At 43.3% G+C, this 17,976-nt stretch carries 14 protein-coding genes; 10 read left to right on the top strand and 4 right to left on the bottom strand.

Annotated features, from left to right (window positions below; all coding sequences use genetic code 11):
* Positions 1-168: 168 nt before the first annotated feature.
* The 3 genes from yihA (at position 169) to ACHUFQ_RS10170 (ending at position 2,951) form a co-directional block, all read left to right on the top strand.
* Positions 169-819: a ribosome biogenesis GTP-binding protein YihA/YsxC gene (yihA, locus tag ACHUFQ_RS10180; protein ID WP_394175246.1), complete on the top strand. Its 651-nt coding sequence runs from the start codon at positions 169-171 to the stop codon at positions 817-819.
* A gap of 71 nt (positions 820-890) precedes the next feature.
* Entirely contained in the window at positions 891-1,442 is a 552-nt protein-coding gene (locus tag ACHUFQ_RS10175) for a dihydrofolate reductase family protein (RefSeq protein ID WP_394175244.1), read from the top strand.
* Positions 1,443-1,874: 432 nt separating this feature from the next.
* Positions 1,875-2,951, top strand: coding sequence for an acyltransferase family protein (locus ACHUFQ_RS10170; protein ID WP_394175242.1), 1,077 nt, complete (start codon positions 1,875-1,877; stop codon positions 2,949-2,951).
* 687 nt (positions 2,952-3,638) lie between these two features.
* On the opposite strand, the gene polA is transcribed toward ACHUFQ_RS10170, so the two are convergent.
* Entirely contained in the window at positions 3,639-6,395 is a 2,757-nt protein-coding gene (gene polA / locus ACHUFQ_RS10165) for a DNA polymerase I (RefSeq protein ID WP_394175285.1), read from the bottom strand.
* Positions 6,396-7,258: 863 nt separating this feature from the next.
* A complete protein-coding gene (gene gorA / locus ACHUFQ_RS10160; RefSeq protein ID WP_394175240.1) occupies positions 7,259-8,608 on the bottom strand; it encodes a glutathione-disulfide reductase in 1,350 nt (449 codons plus the stop codon).
* 259 nt (positions 8,609-8,867) lie between these two features.
* Here gorA and prlC point away from each other — a divergent pair, with 259 nt between their 5' ends.
* The 5 genes from prlC (at position 8,868) to ACHUFQ_RS10135 (ending at position 13,393) form a co-directional block, all read left to right on the top strand.
* Positions 8,868-10,916: an oligopeptidase A gene (gene prlC / locus ACHUFQ_RS10155; RefSeq protein WP_394175238.1), complete on the top strand. Its 2,049-nt coding sequence runs from the start codon at positions 8,868-8,870 to the stop codon at positions 10,914-10,916.
* A gap of 33 nt (positions 10,917-10,949) precedes the next feature.
* Positions 10,950-11,657, top strand: coding sequence for a DNA-3-methyladenine glycosylase I (locus ACHUFQ_RS10150; protein WP_394175236.1), 708 nt, complete (start codon positions 10,950-10,952; stop codon positions 11,655-11,657).
* 212 nt (positions 11,658-11,869) lie between these two features.
* A complete protein-coding gene (locus tag ACHUFQ_RS10145; RefSeq protein ID WP_394175234.1) occupies positions 11,870-12,067 on the top strand; it encodes a hypothetical protein in 198 nt (65 codons plus the stop codon).
* 80 nt (positions 12,068-12,147) lie between these two features.
* Positions 12,148-12,516, top strand: a complete 369-nt coding sequence (locus ACHUFQ_RS10140; RefSeq protein WP_394175232.1) for a hypothetical protein — start codon at positions 12,148-12,150, stop codon at positions 12,514-12,516.
* A gap of 115 nt (positions 12,517-12,631) precedes the next feature.
* The gene (locus ACHUFQ_RS10135) at positions 12,632-13,393 is read left to right on the top strand and encodes a class I SAM-dependent methyltransferase (RefSeq protein ID WP_394175283.1); all 762 of its coding nucleotides are present in this window, start codon (positions 12,632-12,634) and stop codon (positions 13,391-13,393) included.
* A 7-nt stretch (positions 13,394-13,400) separates the two neighbouring features.
* On the opposite strand, the gene ACHUFQ_RS10130 is transcribed toward ACHUFQ_RS10135, so the two are convergent.
* The gene (locus ACHUFQ_RS10130; protein WP_394175230.1) at positions 13,401-14,615 is read right to left on the bottom strand and encodes a helix-turn-helix transcriptional regulator; all 1,215 of its coding nucleotides are present in this window, start codon (positions 14,613-14,615) and stop codon (positions 13,401-13,403) included.
* 160 nt (positions 14,616-14,775) lie between these two features.
* On the opposite strand from ACHUFQ_RS10130, the gene ACHUFQ_RS10125 reads away from it, so the two are divergent.
* Both ACHUFQ_RS10125 and ACHUFQ_RS10120 read left to right on the top strand, forming a co-directional pair.
* Complete coding sequence (locus ACHUFQ_RS10125) at positions 14,776-16,242, top strand: metal-dependent hydrolase family protein (RefSeq protein WP_394175228.1); 1,467 nt, start codon at positions 14,776-14,778, stop codon at positions 16,240-16,242.
* Entirely contained in the window at positions 16,229-17,422 is a 1,194-nt protein-coding gene (locus ACHUFQ_RS10120) for a carbohydrate porin (RefSeq protein ID WP_394175226.1), read from the top strand. The genes ACHUFQ_RS10125 and ACHUFQ_RS10120 overlap by 14 nt, the downstream gene beginning before the upstream one ends.
* Before the next feature lie 26 nt (positions 17,423-17,448).
* On the opposite strand, the gene ACHUFQ_RS10115 is transcribed toward ACHUFQ_RS10120, so the two are convergent.
* Positions 17,449-17,946, bottom strand: a complete 498-nt coding sequence (locus tag ACHUFQ_RS10115; RefSeq protein ID WP_394175224.1) for an NYN domain-containing protein — start codon at positions 17,944-17,946, stop codon at positions 17,449-17,451.
* Positions 17,947-17,976 lie beyond the last annotated feature (30 nt).

Below are 17,976 nucleotides of genomic sequence, written 5' to 3'. Positions count from 1 at the left end.
AATCTCACTCAGAACTTGCGGTTATTTTTATATTATTCAATTCGCTAAATGGCGTAACCTGGCGAACTTTATTGCGCTATTTACACAAAAGCTGACCGACAAAGGTCAACAGGCTCTTTAAAAAAGGATATAATTTAGCGCAATTATATTTCATTGTTGGAAACTATTTTGACTGTACCGGTAATTAATCTTCATAAAGCTAAGTTCACGTTAAGTGCGCCCGATATCCGTCGTTTGCCTGAAGATTCAGGTATTGAGGTGGCATTCGCAGGACGATCAAATGCCGGAAAATCTAGTGCACTCAACACCTTAACAAACCAAAAGAGTCTCGCCAGAACCAGTAAAACGCCTGGCCGTACTCAACTTATTAACGTTTTTGATATTGGCGACAATCGTCGATTGATTGATTTGCCGGGTTATGGGTTTGCTAAAGTGCCATTGGAAATGAAAAAGAAATGGCAAAAGTCTCTCGCTGAATATCTGGAAAAACGCCAGAGTTTAAAAGGCTTGGTGGTGTTAATGGATATCCGTCATCCTTTAAAAGACCTGGATGCTGATTTAATAGAGTGGGCAAACGATTGTCAGTTACCCGTTTTGGCTCTTTTAACTAAAGCCGATAAATATAAATCTGGCAAACGCAGTGCTGAAGTTTTGAAGATACGTAAAGGCTGTGAACAATTGCACGACAATATTAAAGTTCAGGCATTTTCTTCCCTAAATCGACTCGGTCTGGAAACCGCCAATCAGGTTATTTGTGATTGGTTTGCTTACCTTGAAGAACAAGCACTGGACATCGATGACATATCTGAGGCTGAATAATATATATGCGAATCACAATGTGGCGATCCGTACTATGATTAATCTGTTCAGAACAATTCATAAGATATGTCATGACATTACAATGTACGGCTTATATCGCCACTTCGCTTGACGGATTTATTGCTGGAGAATCTGGTGACTTGTCTTGGTTAGACGCTGCCAACGCGTTAATGCCTGAAGGCGAATATTGTGGCTTTTCCGCATTTATGGATAGCATTGATTATTTGGTGATGGGCCGCAATACCTATGAAAAGGTACTCTCTTTCGGCGGTGACTGGGTGTACAACAAACCCGTCATTGTTTTAAGTTCCAGATATCTGGCTATCCCTGAGCATTTAAAAGATAAAGTATCGGCAAGTTCACAACCCATTCATGAGCTTTGTGAAAAACTCATGCTTCAGGGGGCTAAACGCGTGTATATCGATGGTGGCTTTACCATTCGGCGGTTTATCGAAGCTAAGTTGTTAACGGACATAGAAATTACCCTGATCCCGACAGCAATAGGCAAGGGCGTGTCATTATTGTCTGGCCTGGCGCAAGAGCAAAAATTCACCCTACTCGATACGAAAGTCTATGATTTTGGCTTTGTTCAACTTAAGTATGGGTTAGAGTACGGCAATTGATATCGCAAAAGTGAGTAGATGGTAGTCTTCAGGGCTCAGAAACGGCACAGATTTACACCGAACTACCCGATTTTGGTTATAAAACCGTTGTGGTGAATCGGTTTGTGTTTACCCATCACTAGATTGCTTATGTTGGTTAGCTTAGCTTAAATATATTACTTGTTCTTATGGCTGTGTTTTGCCATGCGTCCCCATGCTAAACCAATGAAGATAATACCAATCACATTAAATTATTGCTCACCCGTAGGGAGTTTATCAGAGGTCCATTTACGGCCCTATATTTCATTAATATAGAATGACTATATCAATAAAATCTATGTTGTAACTGAACCTCTGCCCTAACTCTGAGTTGTGCACAAACTTAATGTGATTGGTATAACGATAGGAATATCATTGAGTATTGCACCATCTATCTAAATAAGGCACAAGAAAATGAGCCAGGAAAATTACCTCGGTTATGTCCACAGTTTTAGAGGGTTTGCAATTCTTAACGTTGTTGCCATTCATGCTATCGCTTTCGCATTACTTATCCCAATGGATTGGCAATTAGACACAACAAACCCTATGGTAATGCTCAACGAACTGTTGTTTCATGATGCAACGCTGTTTTTTGCTTTGATATCTGGTCTTCTGTTTTCATCAATTCTGCGCGCACGAGGATATCCGAGCTTTTATAAAAGCAAAGTAATCAATGTGTTACTGCCTTATATTTTTTGCACGCTGGTATTCACAATGATGCGTTGGAATGCATCGAATACGGGACTGACGCTTCCTGATGATGCAGCCGATTATTTCACAGCAATTTTGCCAAACCTTATCAAAGGTGAAGCCCAGTTTACCTTCTGGTATATACCGCTACTGTTAATCTTGTTTATCCTTACACCATTGCTGAATAAACTCACATTACTTCGTTCTTATTCTGCGGCGTGGGTGTGGTTGGTCATGTTGTTGCCTCTGATCTTTTCAAGACCTGAATTTTCTCCAGAAACCTCTCAAATTAACGCGGGTGCCGTGATCTACTTCAGCGGAGCCTATACGGTAGGGATTTTTCTCGGCAATGATCTTGAAAATCTACTCAATAAACTCGCTAGATTTCGATTCTATTTGATAATGACGGTTATTGTCAGTTCAGCCGCTATTGCCTGGTTGATGTATAATGAAATCAATCGCTTTGGCTATTTTTCACTCCAAGAATCACTGTTTTATTTGCAAAAACTAAGCATGGCGACATTGGTATTGCTGTGGCTGCGAAATAGGGGAGAAAAACAACCGTACTGGTTGAAGATCTTCGCCAATGAGGCGTTCTCGATTTATTTTCTGCATGCTTTTTTCATTTCCCTGCTAGGTATGCACTTCTGGGATTTTCAGCACATCACTGATTACCAACCCTGGACAATGTATTTTTTCGGCGTTGCCAATTTTGTTTTTTCGTTAGCCATGAGCATGATAGTGGTTTGGCTGCTGCGTAAGATGTTCGGTAGACGATCGAGAATGTTAGTTGGTAGTTAAGCCATTAGTATCCAACGTTTCATTTTAGTTTTGAATTCCGTGCTTATAAGGAATATGTTCTAAGGAGCATTGGCTGAATTGAAGGTTTGGATTAGAACCGGGGGAGCAGGGAAATCGTTGAACTGTGACGGCCTACTTCTATAACGCCCATGCACAGTCGAATTTCAGTTCTCGGCAATTGAATCGATTGTATGTTCTCGGCAATTGCTCCTGCATTGCTCTAATAAATTACGTCCATATAACGACAGACAAATTCGAACTACCTACTTCCGTGTAGGCAAATCCTTACTAGACCATCCATGGCTCGTAAGGATAAGTGCTTTCCATACACAAAAAAAAACCGATGCCATTGGCATCGGTTATAAGCTTATGGGGAAGCTAGAAAACAAAAGTTATTACAACAAGAATTCCGTTAGGAATGATTGTAGTTTAGAGTAGCGGCTCTACTTTGTAAAGTCTTTACTCTAAAATAAATTACATTTTTTCGTAATTTTATGTAATTTTTGTAGGTTAATTCGTGTTTGTTTGTTATTTAACCATTAAAAACCACATATTCATGTAATTTTATTTCACTTTTGATCTAATTTTTCATTTCTTTGAGGTATCTCAATAATATTCGGTGAACGAAGTTGTGAAATATACCCCTTTGAACATTTGCAAATAATCACTAATTAATATGGCTTGGTATTAGTGAGCTTGTTGCCAATTATCGCCGATTCCGGATTCAGCAATTAATGGTACGCTCAATTCCACCGCATCATTCATAATCTGAACCAGCTTTTCGGTAGTTTCTTCAACAATATCTTCGTGAATTTCGAAAATTAATTCATCGTGAACCTGCATTGTCATTTTGATTCGTGGGTCGTTTTGAGCGATAAGCCAGTCATCTACCGCCAGCATAGCCTTCTTAATAATGTCTGCAGCCGTACCTTGCATGGGAGCATTAATGGCTGCGCGTTCTGCTGCTTTTTTACGTGCACCGTTGCGAGATTTTATTTCCGGCAAGAATAGGCGGCGCCCGAACAGCGTTTCAACATAGCCTTGCTCATTCGCTAATTGTCGAGTGTCTTCCATATAAGTGAGTACGCCCGGGTAACGCTCAAAATAGGTATCCATGTAATCTTGTGCTCTACCGCGAGGGATGCCAAGTTGTTTGGCTAATCCAAAGGCCGACATACCATAAATCAAACCAAAGTTAATGGCTTTGGCACTGCGACGGTGATCACTGGTGACTTCATCAAGTGCGATTCCGAAAATCTCAGCAGCGGTCGCCTGGTGAATATCTCGACCCTGGGCAAATGCTTTTAACAACCCAGGATCATCTGAAAGATGCGCCATAATGCGCAATTCTATTTGCGAGTAATCTATCGCGACAATTTTGTGATTTGCTGGCGCGATAAACGCCTGGCGAATCTTTTTGCCTTCCTCCGAACGAATCGGAATATTTTGCAGGTTAGGATCCGTAGACGATAAGCGCCCCGTTGCGGTGACTGCCTGATGATAAGACGTATGCACTCGACCAGAATGACTGTCTATCATCAATGGTAATTTATCAGTGTAGGTTGATTTTAATTTAGCCAGTCCTCTATGCTCTAAGATTAATTTAGGCAGAGGGTAATCCAGAGCGAGCTCCTGTAAAACTTCTTCGGCCGTCGAAGGTGCACCTTTAGGGGTCTTTTTGATGACCGGAATTTGCTGTTCTTCAAACAGAATGGTTTGTAATTGCTTTGGTGAGCTCAGGTTAAAGCTTTTCCCCGCAATATTGTGCGCTGCCACTTCGATTTCATCGAGGCGAGTTGCCAGATACTGACTTTGCTCATTTAGCAGGTCAGCATCAATTAAAACACCGTGTTGTTCCATACGGGCGAGAACCGGTAAAAGAGGTAACTCAATGTCTGTGAAAACTGAACACTGCTTTTCATTCTTTTCCAGTTTTGGCCATAATGCCAGATGTAATCTAAGGGTTATGTCGGCGTCTTCAGCGGCATAATGACCTGCCTTATCAATATCGATTTGGTTAAAGGTTAGTTGCTTCGCGCCTTTACCAGCAATATCTTCAAAGTGAACGGTTTTATAATCCAGATATTTTTCTGCCAGCGCATCCATATTGTGGCGCGTGGCAACACTGTTGTAACAATAGGATTCGAGCATAGTATCGAAGCCGATACCTGCTAACGTGATATCGTAGTTATTGAGCACATTAGCATCATATTTTAGATTTTGGCCGATCTTCAGGAGCGTTGTGTCTTCAAGTAGGGGTTTAAACTTACTCAGCACCAATTCCATACTCAACTGCTCAGGAGCGCCATCGTAATCATGACCAATTGGCAGATATGCTGCTTCGCCGGGTTCTATCGCAAAAGATAATCCGACTAATTCTGCCTGCATGTAGTTTAAAGATGTGGTTTCCGTATCAAAAGCAAAACAACCGCTCTCAGTGAGCTTTTTAATCCAGATATCCAGCTCATCTTCGGTAAGTATGATTTGATAATTACTTGGAATATCCTGACTTAGCGGGGTCAATTCGTCTTCTGAACTTTCCGTTGGCGCAGTATTGTTATTTTCTGCAGGGGTGGAGCCACGATTTAAATCAGCAAGTAAACGCTTTAACTCAAATTCTTCATATAAAGAACGCAACGTTTCAACTTCGGGTTCCGTTGCCTTTATATCGGCAAGGTTCTGCTCTAATGCTACATCGGTTTTAATCGTTGCCAGCTCGTAAGACAAGGGTAACTGTTCAATCGCAGCACGCAGGTTTTCACCAATTTTGCCTTTCACCTTGTCAGCGTTGGCAATCACTCCGTCTAAGGTTTCATATTCGCTAAGCCATTTTACCGCCGTTTTTGGCCCGCATTTGGTTACGCCAGGTATGTTATCTACCTTGTCGCCCATGAGCGCCAGATAATCGATAATCTGATCTGGTCGAACCCCAAATTTTTCAATCACACCGTCAACGTCCATGGTGACATTAGTCATGGTGTTGATCAACGTGACATGGTCGGTTACTAATTGCGCCATATCTTTGTCACCGGTGGAAATAACCGTTTCTAATCCTTGCGCGCTCGCTTGCTCAGCTAGTGTACCAATCACATCATCAGCCTCTACACCTTCAATAACCAGCATAGGGTATCCCATGGCGCGGATAATATTGTGCAAGGGGGCGATTTGACAGCGCAAGTCATCTGGCATTGGTGGGCGATTTGCTTTGTATTCCGGATATAGATCGTTGCGGAAGGTTTTTCCTTTAGCATCAAAAACTACAATCACCTTACCGTCTGGGTAGTCTTTTTTCAGACTGTTAAGCATATTGAGCACACCGGTGATGGCGCCGGTCGGGTGGCCATCGGCCGTGGACAATGCTTGTAAATAAGGGACGTGATAGGCACGGAATAAATAGGACGAGCCGTCCACTAAAATAAAAGGAGATGATTGTGTCATGGGTATCTAGTGCAATACGAAATTTATGAATGTAAGCATGCCACAAGCTTGCTATTTAGACCACCGATAAAGGTGTTTGAATTAATCACATAAGATCCCTTATCCATATATTCCAGAGTGTTTTTGTAAAGCACTAAAGCAAAAAATCGTAGAGCCATTAATAAATTGTGGCGTTACTTAAGTGTGGTAATTTGATACTTGATTAGCTTTCCTGAAACTGGTCTGTAATTTTTCTGGAGCACCGCCACGGCGATGCATGTAGTTATGGGGTTGACGTCAACGGCGAGAATCGATGTGCATATTTCCATTGGCAGAGATTTTTTGCCGGAAAATCAATGCCGTTTGCACTAACTTTGGGCAAGGTAAACTGTGGATAAGTCTGTTGAGCAATTAACTAAACCACCAATTCAAAAAGTTAATGAATTAGTGTCATTATGCTGAGAGTATTGATTTTATTGGGCGGCAAAAGAAGTGTGGAACCGTTTCTATTTATTATTATTGGTCAAATAGATGTGGATAAAAAATCTAATTCGCTCGCTTTTTAGGCATCACTAGGTACGGCAGGGTGACGCATTTTTGTACAACCGACAAAGATATTATCAGAAAGATTTTAAAAACAAAATGTCTTTTTTACATTTTTTTAAAGAAAGTTTTAGCGCTTATTTTTATTATCTCTGAAGCCCGCTAAATCATTGGTTTTAGTATGGAATGAGTTATGAATGACGTTTGTGTTGTTTTGCTAGTGCGATTGATAATATTGATGTCGATACAGCAATGTAAATAGCAAACAGAAGACAGAAGACTTGAGTTTTTGTTAGCCCTCTGTTTGCGTATTTTATGCGAATCCATGCCCTTTACGTGAATCGCGGTTAACGCATGGTAACGAACTCTTCAGCAGCTGTTGGGTGGATGGCAACGGTGTTGTCAAAATCTGCTTTGGTTGCGCCCATCTTCACGGCAACCGCAAAACCTTGAAGCATTTCGTCACTACCAAGACCAATACAGTGCATACCAACAATCTTTTCATTGCTGCCCTGACAAACCAGTTTCATTCGACACGGCTGGCGATGACGAGTGACCGCGGTGTACATGGAGGTAAACTGGGATGTATAAACCTTAATGTTATCTTCCCCGAATTGTTCTTTAGCCTGTTTTTCTGTGATGCCAATCGTACCAATGGTAGGGTGGCTGAAAACAACGGTAGGGATCAAATTGTAGTCCAGATGTTCATCGGATTTATTGTTAAATAGACGCTCGGATAAACGACGACCTGCGGCAACGGCTACCGGGGTTAGTTGTGCCCGGCCGGTATTATCCCCTACCGCATACACATTCTCGACGTTGGTGTTTTGATATTTATCTGTCGGAATGTAGCCTTTATCATCAACGTTTATGCCTGCCTGAACAAGACCTATATTGTCCGTTGCCGGTTCTCGCCCGATTGCCCATATGACACTGTCGACGATAAATTCCTTGCCATTTTCTAGTTGTAGAGTCAGTGAACCATCGTCATTTTTTAAGACCGATTTAGGCGTGGCTCCAGTCTCTAAGGTTGGCCCTTCCTGCGCCATAATTTCCACCAGCGTATCACTCACCAAATCATCAAAGTCACGAAGCGGCTTGTGTTTTCGAACCAGTAAATGGGTTTCACTGCCCAGTGCATTAAGTACTCCGGCAATTTCTACCGCGATATATCCTGCACCTACCACAGCGACTCTTTTGGGTTGTTCTGTCAACGCAAAAAAACCATCGGATGTGATCCCATATTCGGCTCCCGGGATATCGGGCACTGATGGGCGGCCACCAGTGGCGATAAGGATATGATCGGCCGTATAGTGCTCACCATCGACTACGATGGTATTTTTATCGATAAATTGACCAAACCCTTTGATCACCTCAACATTATTTCTGCCTAAAACCGTATCGTAAGAATTATGGATGCGTGAAATATAGGCTTCGCGGCTTTCAACCAGTTTGCCCCAATCCAGAGCTCCTGCGGATAAATTGAAACCGTAATCCTCGCTTAAGTGCACGGCATCGGCGATTTGTCCTGCATACCACATCACTTTCTTTGGTACACAACCAACATTAACGCAGGTGCCACCAAGAGCGTTTGCTTCGATTAACGCACATTTTTTGCCATACATGGCCGCTCTGTTTACCGAGGCGATACCGCCGCTTCCTGCGCCGATGGCGATGTAGTCAAAATGCTTACTCATTGGCAAACTCCGAATTTTATAAGTGTGTTAATGATTGTGTCTAATGCTCTGGTTTTCAACTTTATTTGTCGGATATCTTGGCGTAGCGCTGTGAACTAATAACGTAAAATCCAGGTGATAATCTTTGCTTAAGGTATTCATGGTCAGCAAATTATCCGGTAGATAGTCTTGAATATCTGTCGTTAAGCACATATTAATTAGCTATCACTTTGTCATTTTTCTGGCAATAACACGCATTCAAGAGCAAATAAGAGCAACTATGACTACGGCAAACCCATTATTGGCAAATCACGATCTACCGGCATTTTCATTAATAAAGCCTGAGCACATCAAACCAGCGGTAGAAAAGGCGATTGCCGATTCTAAACAGGCAATCGATGCAGTTGTCGCTTCCAATGGCCCTTATACCTGGCAATCCCTGATTGCCGATATCGAAGCGGTGGATGATATTCTGGAAAAAATCTGGTCTGGTGTATCGCATATTAACTCCGTAGCTAGTACCGATGCGATCCGCGAGGCTCATGATGCCTGTTTACCTATGTTGTCAGAGTATGGCACTTGGGTTGGTCAGCACCTTGGGCTGTATCAGGCGTACGAAACCTTTGCAAAAAGCGATGAATTTAAAACCCTTAATACTGCGCAGCAAAAAGTGGTGAATAACGCCCTTCGAGATTTTAAATTGTCTGGTATTGGGTTGCCGGCGGATCAACAAAAACGTTACGGCGAAATTCAGACCCGCCTCTCCGAACTATCTTCACAATTTAGCAATCACTTGTTAGATGCTACCCAGGCATTTTCGATTCATGTTACCGACGAGAGCGAATTGGTTGGCTTGCCACAAAATGCGAAAGATGGCGCCGCTGAACTGGCAAAAAGTCAGGAAAAATCTGGTTGGGTGTTTACCTTAGATATTCCAAGCTACTTACCCGTGATGATGTATGCCGATAATCAGGCATTGCGTGAGCAGTTATATCGCGCTTATGTCACCCGAGCTTCGGAATTAGGACCAAACGCTGGTGAGTTCGATAACTCAGCGATTATGGCTGAAACCTTAAAACTACGTCATGAAGTCGCGCAGCTTTTAGGCTTTGCAAACTATGCAGAAAAATCGTTAGCGACGAAAATGGCGGAATCCAATGAACAGGTGTTGTCATTTCTTGAAGATTTAGCCGTCCGTTCGAAAGAGCAAGGCAGTAATGATTTATCACAACTTCAGGACTTTGCGAAACAACATTATGGTAAAGAGTCGTTGCAACCCTGGGATTTAGCCTATTATTCGGAAAAGTTGAAACAACAAAAGTATGCGATTTCAGACGAAGACTTGCGCCCTTATTTTCCGGAAGACAAGGTTGTTAGTGGTTTGTTTGAGGTGGTGAGCCGCTTGTACGGATTAACCGTGACCGAGCGAGACGATGTTGATGTCTGGCACAAAGATGTCAGCTTTTATGATGTTTTCGATAAAGACGGAAATTTACGCGGTAGCTTTTATCTGGACTTGTATGCCCGTGAGAAGAAGCGTGGCGGTGCCTGGATGGCTGATTGTGTCGGGCGACGTGAGTTGAAGGATGGTTCAGTTCAGCTTCCTGTGGCGTTTTTAACCTGTAATTTTACCAAGCCAGTTGGCGATAAACCTGCTTTATTTACCCACGATGAAGTGGTTACCTTATTCCATGAATTTGGTCACGGTTTGCATCATATGCTAACCCAGATCAATGCATCCGGCGTGGCTGGCATTAACGGTGTGCCTTGGGATGCGGTAGAACTTCCTAGTCAGTTTCTGGAAAATTGGTGTTGGGAACCCGAAGCTTTGGCTTTTTTGTCGTCACACCATGAAACGGGTGAACCTCTGCCACAGGAAATGCTCGACAAAATGCTGGCGGCGAAGAATTTTCAATCGGCGATGCAAATGTTAAGACAGCTGGAATTTAGCCTGTTTGATTTTAAAATCCATGCCCAATATAACCCAGAACAAGGGGATCAAATACAAGATGTTTTAAATCAGGTGCGTGAACAATATGCGGTTGTCGCAGCGCCAGAGTTTAATCGATTCCAGCATAGTTTTGGTCACATATTTGCTGGTGGTTATGCGGCCGGATATTACTCCTACAAATGGGCGGAAGTCTTATCCAGCGATGCGTATTCTCGATTTGAAGAGGACGGGGTGTTTAATCGTGAAACTGGTCTTGAGTTTTTATCCTGTATTCTGGAGAAAGGCGGCAGTGCTGAGCCTATGGACTTGTTTAAAGCCTTCCGCGGCCGCGAACCTCAGGTTGATGCACTGTTGCGTCATTCGGGTATTGGTGCGTAACGCTGATCTGATTTTCACCAAACCGGAACCGATATGGAAAAATTAAGCAGTATTTATCAACGGGCGGCAGATCGTAAAGGAGGGGAAGCTAACCTATCACTTCTCCTTACACCGTATCATACCGAGGCCACAAACAATCAGGAATTGGCCCAGCTTGGCGACGACAGGTTTTTAGCCCATTTCACCAAGAAAGTATTTCAGTCGGGCTTTGTCTGGCGAGTGGTTGAGCAAAAATGGCCGGATTTTGAAGAGCATTTTTTCAATTTTGATATTTTCAAAATCATGATGATGAGTGAAGAAATGTTGGAGAATAAAGCTCAGGATCCGAAAATCATTCGCAACTTCAAGAAGGTCCAGACCATTAAAGCCAACGCGCAAATGATTTATGACATACAGGTGGAAGATAACGGGTATGCGAGCTTTGCTGAGTTTATAGCCGCCTGGCCTGAAGAAGACATCATCGGCCTGTGGGCTTATTTGAAAAAACATGGTCAGCGTTTGGGTGGCAATACCGGCCCTTACGCATTGCGAGCTTTAGGTAAAGATACCTTTTTGTTAAGCCGCGACGTTGAGAGCTATTTTCGTGAACATCAGTTAATCGATGGCGGCCTGACAACCAAATCCAGCCTTAATACCATTCAGCGTTGTTTTAACGAATGGCAGCAAGAATCTGGCCTTAGTATGCAGGCCCTAAGTCGACTCATTTCTTACAGTAGCGGTGATAACTCCATTCAGGTTTGACTCCGGATCAAAAATATTTCAACCATGAAAACCCCTCTAATGCATTGTAATTGGTGGGGTTTAGTTGTTTATTAAGTTAAGCGCTGGCGATTTTCACGGCCCCAATCCAAGATGAATTATCGATGCAATATGAAGTTTTGCTCTTTATGTCGTATCGATAAATTCGATCGTTAAGCGATCAACATTTTTTAATTAATTCACAAGGAAAGGAAATGAACAAACTAACAATAACGGAAGTGGAACACGTCAGTGGTGGCAACCCTTATTTGGTAGGTGTTGGTATTGGTATGGTAGCAAACTACGTTTATGAATCAGTTGGTGGTAAAGCCGGCATAGATGCTGGATTTTCGGCTGTAGGTGACTATCTCGTAGAAGCCTGGGAAAATGATCCTGTAGTTTCACTGTTTTAACTATAGGAGAGGGAAGCATTCGCTTCCCTTTTTAGATGAAAAAATTAGCAATCCTAATCGCGATATTCACGTATATACTTGTGTCATTTGTTGAAGGAGAAAGGCAAAGTCCATCCTTTAGCTCGTCTTATTACGTAGCTTTATTAGGTAGCATACCGAATTTTGTTGCTGTTGTAGCATATAGCGCCGTTGCATTGTTTATTGCTCGTGGAGCCGAACAATATTACAAATATCTTATAGGTTTTAGTATTGGAATTATTGGTTATGAAATCCTACAGATTTGGATTGATTGGCGGATATTTGACTGGGTCGATATCCTAGGAACCATTATAGGTTTTACCTTTGTTTTCTGGTTATCTAAGGTGTTCGAGTTCTGGTGGCAAACTAAGAGAAAATTAGAACAGTCTAATTTGAATTTCAGAAATGACGACTCTGAGAGAAAACTTTAGAGCTATCAAATAACATACTTTATAATGCCCGAAGACTTGGTTTCGAAGAGATAAAATAGTGGTTGACGAAGAAATACTGCAATGCATAATTTTCGCTGAAAGCTTTGGTAACATTATGCAAGCGGAACAGGTCAGTGAAACCTGGGGGCTACCCTTTGGTGGCGAATTAAAAGATATTCGCAAAGTCAAATCGCCGTTTTATCTTCTGGTAACGGATGCTCAGCTGGAATTACACAAAACCGATGAACCTAAATTGGGCGGCATCGTTGTCGATTTTGTCAGTGGTGCGGTAGGGCATCGGCGTAAATTTGGTGGCGGTCGAGGTCAGGATATTGCTAAAGCAATGGGTTTAAAACATGGCTTTTCTCCCAATGTGCTCGACGCAACCGCGGGCCTGGGTCGCGATGCGTTCTTACTTGCCAGCCTGGGTTGTAAGCTGGTTATGATTGAGCGACAAACCCCGGTTGCTGCATTACTTGATGATGGTCTAAAGCGTGCCAAACTCGATGCTGAAATTGGTCCTTGGGTGGCTGAACGGATGACGATGATTCATGCATCGTCTTTAGATGCCATGGATGAAGAGTCATTACCTGAGGCTCTAAAAAATATTGATGTGGTTTATCTCGATCCTATGTATCCACACCGGGAAAAATCCGCTCAGGTGAAAAAAGAAATGCGAGTATTTCAATCGTTGGTGGGGGAAGATCCAGATGCCGATGAGTTGCTCGATAAAGCGTTAGCAATTGCTGAATATCGCGTCGTTGTAAAGCGGCCTAGTTATGCTGAACCTTTGGCTGGGAAAAAACCTTCTACCAGCATCAACATGAAGAAAAATCGTTTTGATGTCTACGTAAACAAGGGCATTCCAAAGGATTGATGCGGATTTAAAGTCGATTATAGGCCATGATCGATTGGGTCACTTGAGTGATAACCGGAAGTGGGTGTTGAGGATTTTTTTGGAACTGCTTAGGCGTGATGCCTGAAAGCTGCTTGAATGTGCGAATAAAGTGCGTACTGTGTTGGTAGCCAAGTTGGCGGGCAATATCTTGCACAGAATCCCCCTGCATCAACAGTTTAACCGCTAATTCCTGACGTAATTGCTGAATCAACAGGGTTAATGTTAAGCCCTGTCGTTTAAGTGCTCGCTGTAAATTCCTGGGGCTGGTATGTCCCATAATGGCCACACTATTCAAGCTTGGCATCTGTTGACCAAAATAGGGCAGCAGGATATCAATCAGGTTCGTCAGGGCAGGGTAAGATTTTCGACAAATTGGCGCTTCTAGTGGTAAAACTAACGATGGCGTTTTACCCTGCTCGTTCTCTACATTCTTTTCTGTGTTGCCAATAGCGCCACCTACATCACTCGCCTCTAAAGTCGCGGCCGTTTTATTTTTCGCGTTATTTAGAACGCTGGCTTGACGCCAGTTTTTGCGCTCACAAGTTAAATATCGGCTAGCAAATTCTATCGCCGTATGGGTGTCATCAAATGAGATTAAGTTATCCTGCAGGCTAAACTTGTGCGCGATTGAATTTGAATCTGACAATTTGATGAGATCTGAGAGCTGCGCGTCCCAATCATCAGGCTTTGGGCTCCTTAAGCGGATTTTAGTTGGAACAAAATTGGTCGGTACAAAGTGATCAATGATATCCATTAGCACCATGACTAAGTAAGCCTCAACATGATAGTAACCCGGATAATCTCTGACGACACCACCGATATGGCAGAATTCAACAAGGTTGTTGCGAGTTAGCATAAAAAAGTCAGCGTGAGAGGCTCCCGTATAGGTCAACCGGGGAATGAGCCGTAGGCACTGTTTCAGAGTTGGCTCCTTTACAGCCTGAGCGGCTAACCCTCTTAGGCCCACATGGCCACTTTTCAATCCGGCTTTCCAACCCATGTTGGGTATATTTTCAGCGCGTGCGACCGTATCGATAAATTGATATACCAGATGCGTAGAGATCTTGATGTTGCCTTTGTAAAGAAGGCTGTCAGGTAGCTCACATTGATGTAAGTAATGACTCACATCAATACCCGACAAGTACATGTATCTTGTAAAGGCCCATAACTGCTCGGCGCTGGTCGTCGCGAATTTAAGCACTCGGCACCTGGTTAAGTGAATGAAATAGATACTAAAATTTTGGCATAAGCTGGTCGCTTTTCAAATTTTATCTCCATTAAATGTTAATTTTTACTAATCTTAATGAGTTGGCATTATCTCTTTAGGCGCCACAATGTCCGGTTCTCTGGTGTTGTTATTTATGATTAAAAAACTTTTAAGTGGTATCGATTGGATGAGGGACACGTTTTCGCCTTACGCCAACCATATGATTTTTATTGTTATTTTTTCTTCAGCCTTAATCTCTGTTGCCGTTCAAGGGCAACAAGGTGAAGCTCAACTATCAGCAATCCTTATCGAAAATGTGAATATATTTGACGGTAAAAAAGATGCGATCAAAGCCAATCGTCATGTCCTGCTCGTTAATCAACAAATTGAGAAAATTTCTGATAAAGCAATACCTTACCAAGGTGATGTCGTGCGCATTGATGCTACGGGCTATACGTTAATGCCGGGTCTTATTGAATCCCATGGCCATCTGTCGATGGTCGATACACTTAACAACTTGAAGCATCACTATGACTGGGTGGATATAGGTGTTCGTCAGGCGGCCATGGCCAAATCCTGGTTACTCGATGGCTTTACAACGGTCAGAGATGTTGGCGGACCGACCATGGGATTGAAACGCAGTATTGATGCGGGTATTGTCCAGGGCCCCCGAATTTATCCCTCCGGTGCTTTTATATCGCAAACCTCCGGGCATGGTGATATCCGAGAACGTAGTGACCGGCACCCCAGCATTGATCGAGTTCAGGATGAACACTTGCAGCGCCTTGGTTACTACTACATTGCCGATGGTATACCTCAGGTACTTGCCGCAACGCGTGCCAACCTTCGTAACGGTGCGACGCAAATTAAAATTATGGCGGGCGGCGGTAATGGCTCTGAATTTGATCCGATAGACAGTTTACAGTTTCGACCTGAAGAGATACGTGCCATTGTCAATGCAGCCAAAGACTGGGATACCTATGTGGCTGCCCATGTGTTTTATCCGGATCAGATAAACCGCTTTATTGACGCAGGTGGCATGAGTATTGAGCATGCGCCTGCGATAGATGAAGCAACCATGAAAAAAGTTGTGACAAAAGGCGTTTTTCTTTCGATGCAAATGAACGGCCTTTCCAAAGAACTAAAAGATAGCCCTTTTAATCCGCCGTATGCCAAAGCAGGCATTGTTGCAATCCAAAAAGACGCCAGTAATTTTGTGGCATTGGTTAAAAAATACAAACCAAAAATGGTATTTGCTACCGATGCCCTTGGAGATAGGGATACGCAAACCAAGCAAAGGAGATTTGAGCTCTATGAGCGCGCAAGGGTCTTCGGAAATTTTGAAACCTTAAAAAGCGCTACGTCGGTGGCGGGCGAGCTGATGCGGCTTACCAACCGAAGAAACCCCTATAAACTAGGCAAGCTTGGTGTTGTTGAAGAGGGGGCCTATGCCGATTTACTGATAGTTGCGGGTAATCCTTTGGCAGATATTTCCTTGCTCGGCGCTAATAAGGCATGGATTAAGGCAGAGGCACCGCAGCCGGTTGAGACGATAAAAGTCATTATAAAGGATGGCAAGGTCATCAAAAATGCGTTGAGGAATCGTAATGAAAGTCAATGACTTAACCTGCCTAATAATTTTCGGTTCGTTGTTGGGCATGTGTTTATCTGGCAACAGCGTTGCGTCTCAGAAAACGGCTAAATTTGGTAGTCCGGATGCGGTTGATAATCGCATAACCGCAGATAAACAAAATCGTAATTTGCCAATAAAAGAACAACTCTCTGCTCAAGGCATTAATCTGGCACTGGATTATTCAATGATTACACTGGGCACGGCGGATAATTTACCGGGAACGGCAGATAATGCGTCTGGCGGCATGGCGCGTTTTTACGGCAGTTGGGATCTTACCGGTGATGATTCTGGTAACGCCGGCAGCTTTGTCTGGAAAATTGAGCACCGTCATAGTTACAGCGATGCAGAGCCACGTTTTTTAGAGTTCAATGTCGGTGGCATTGGTTTGCAGGCGCCGCCATTTTCCGATCAAAAAGGCCGCGTTACCAACTTGTATTGGAAGCAACAATTAAACCATGGTAAATCAACAGTTGTTGCGGGTTTTCTCGACGCGACCGACTACCTTGACGTGTATGCGGTCGCCAGCCCTTGGACGGGTTTTGTAAATTTTGCTTTCAGTACAGGTAATAGCACCATAGCATTACCCGGTGATGCAGCACTCGGAATTGCTGGTGCGACCATGCTTAGTGATAGCTTTTTTGTCATTGCCGGCATCACCGATATGGAATCCGATCCTACCAGTCCATTTTCGGATCTACTCAGTGAAAGTCATTACTTTAAGAGTATTGAGTTTGGATGGACTTCCTCTCAAGAGCAGATTTTTCTCGATAATGTTCATGTGACCTTTTGGGATGCCGACGAAAGCCTTTTTATGAATCAGGCCGAGGACTCCGGGGTTAATATTTCCGCTTCGAAAATGATTGGTGCCTGGTTACCTTTTGTTCGTGTTAGCTGGGCTGAAAATGGCAGCACTTTAGGCATTGATAAATCATTAAGTACGGGGTTTGCCTATTATGGCCTTGGTGGTGAAGGTAATACGCTTGGGGCAGCCGTAAACTGGGCGGATACTGCAACCGAAGATCAATATACGTTCGAACTTTTTTACTTGCTTAAACTATTTGGCTCGGTTGAATTGTCACCGGATATTCAACTCATTAAAAACCCTGCGAACAACCCTGATGAAAACCTGGCAATGATTTACGGGTTAAGGGCGCGGGTGTTTTGGTAACGCTGTGGATCCTGGGACGGAAAACTTTAACCTGGCATTAGCAAGGTGTCATTAATCGCGGTAAAACGGTCGCAGCTTTGCAATAAAGCGTTGGCGGTTAGCATTTCTACGCCAATGACCTCCACCCGGCACTGGTATTTTATTTGTAGCTTTTGTACCAACAAATCGAAGTCACCGTCGCCACTGAGAAGAACAATGCTGTCACAGTCTTCACCATAATCTAAAGCATCAAGCGTGATGCCTACATCCCAGTCGCCTTTCGCCGAACCGTCGCGACGTTGAATATAAGGTTTGAGTTTTACCTCAAAGCCGATGGCTTGCAATATTCGTTGAAACTGCCGTTGTTTTTCATCCCCGGTATCGATAGCGTAGGCACTGGCATGGACGATGTCTCCTTTTGCAGAAATTAAGGCCCACAATGCATTGTAATTAAAATTACGCTTAAAGGCCTGTTGGCAGGTGTAATAGATATTCTGCACGTCCACTAGCACCGCGATGCGTTTTTCGGATGTCATGTCTTTCATGGATTTCCCTCTGCCTAACTATTCGATGGC

Origin of the sequence: Thalassotalea litorea, assembly GCF_043642205.1 — a bacterium.
Lineage (GTDB): Bacteria > Pseudomonadota > Gammaproteobacteria > Enterobacterales > Alteromonadaceae > Thalassotalea_A > Thalassotalea_A litorea.
Note: the sequence above shows the minus strand (reverse complement) of the source record. Positions and strands in the feature narration are given on the sequence as shown.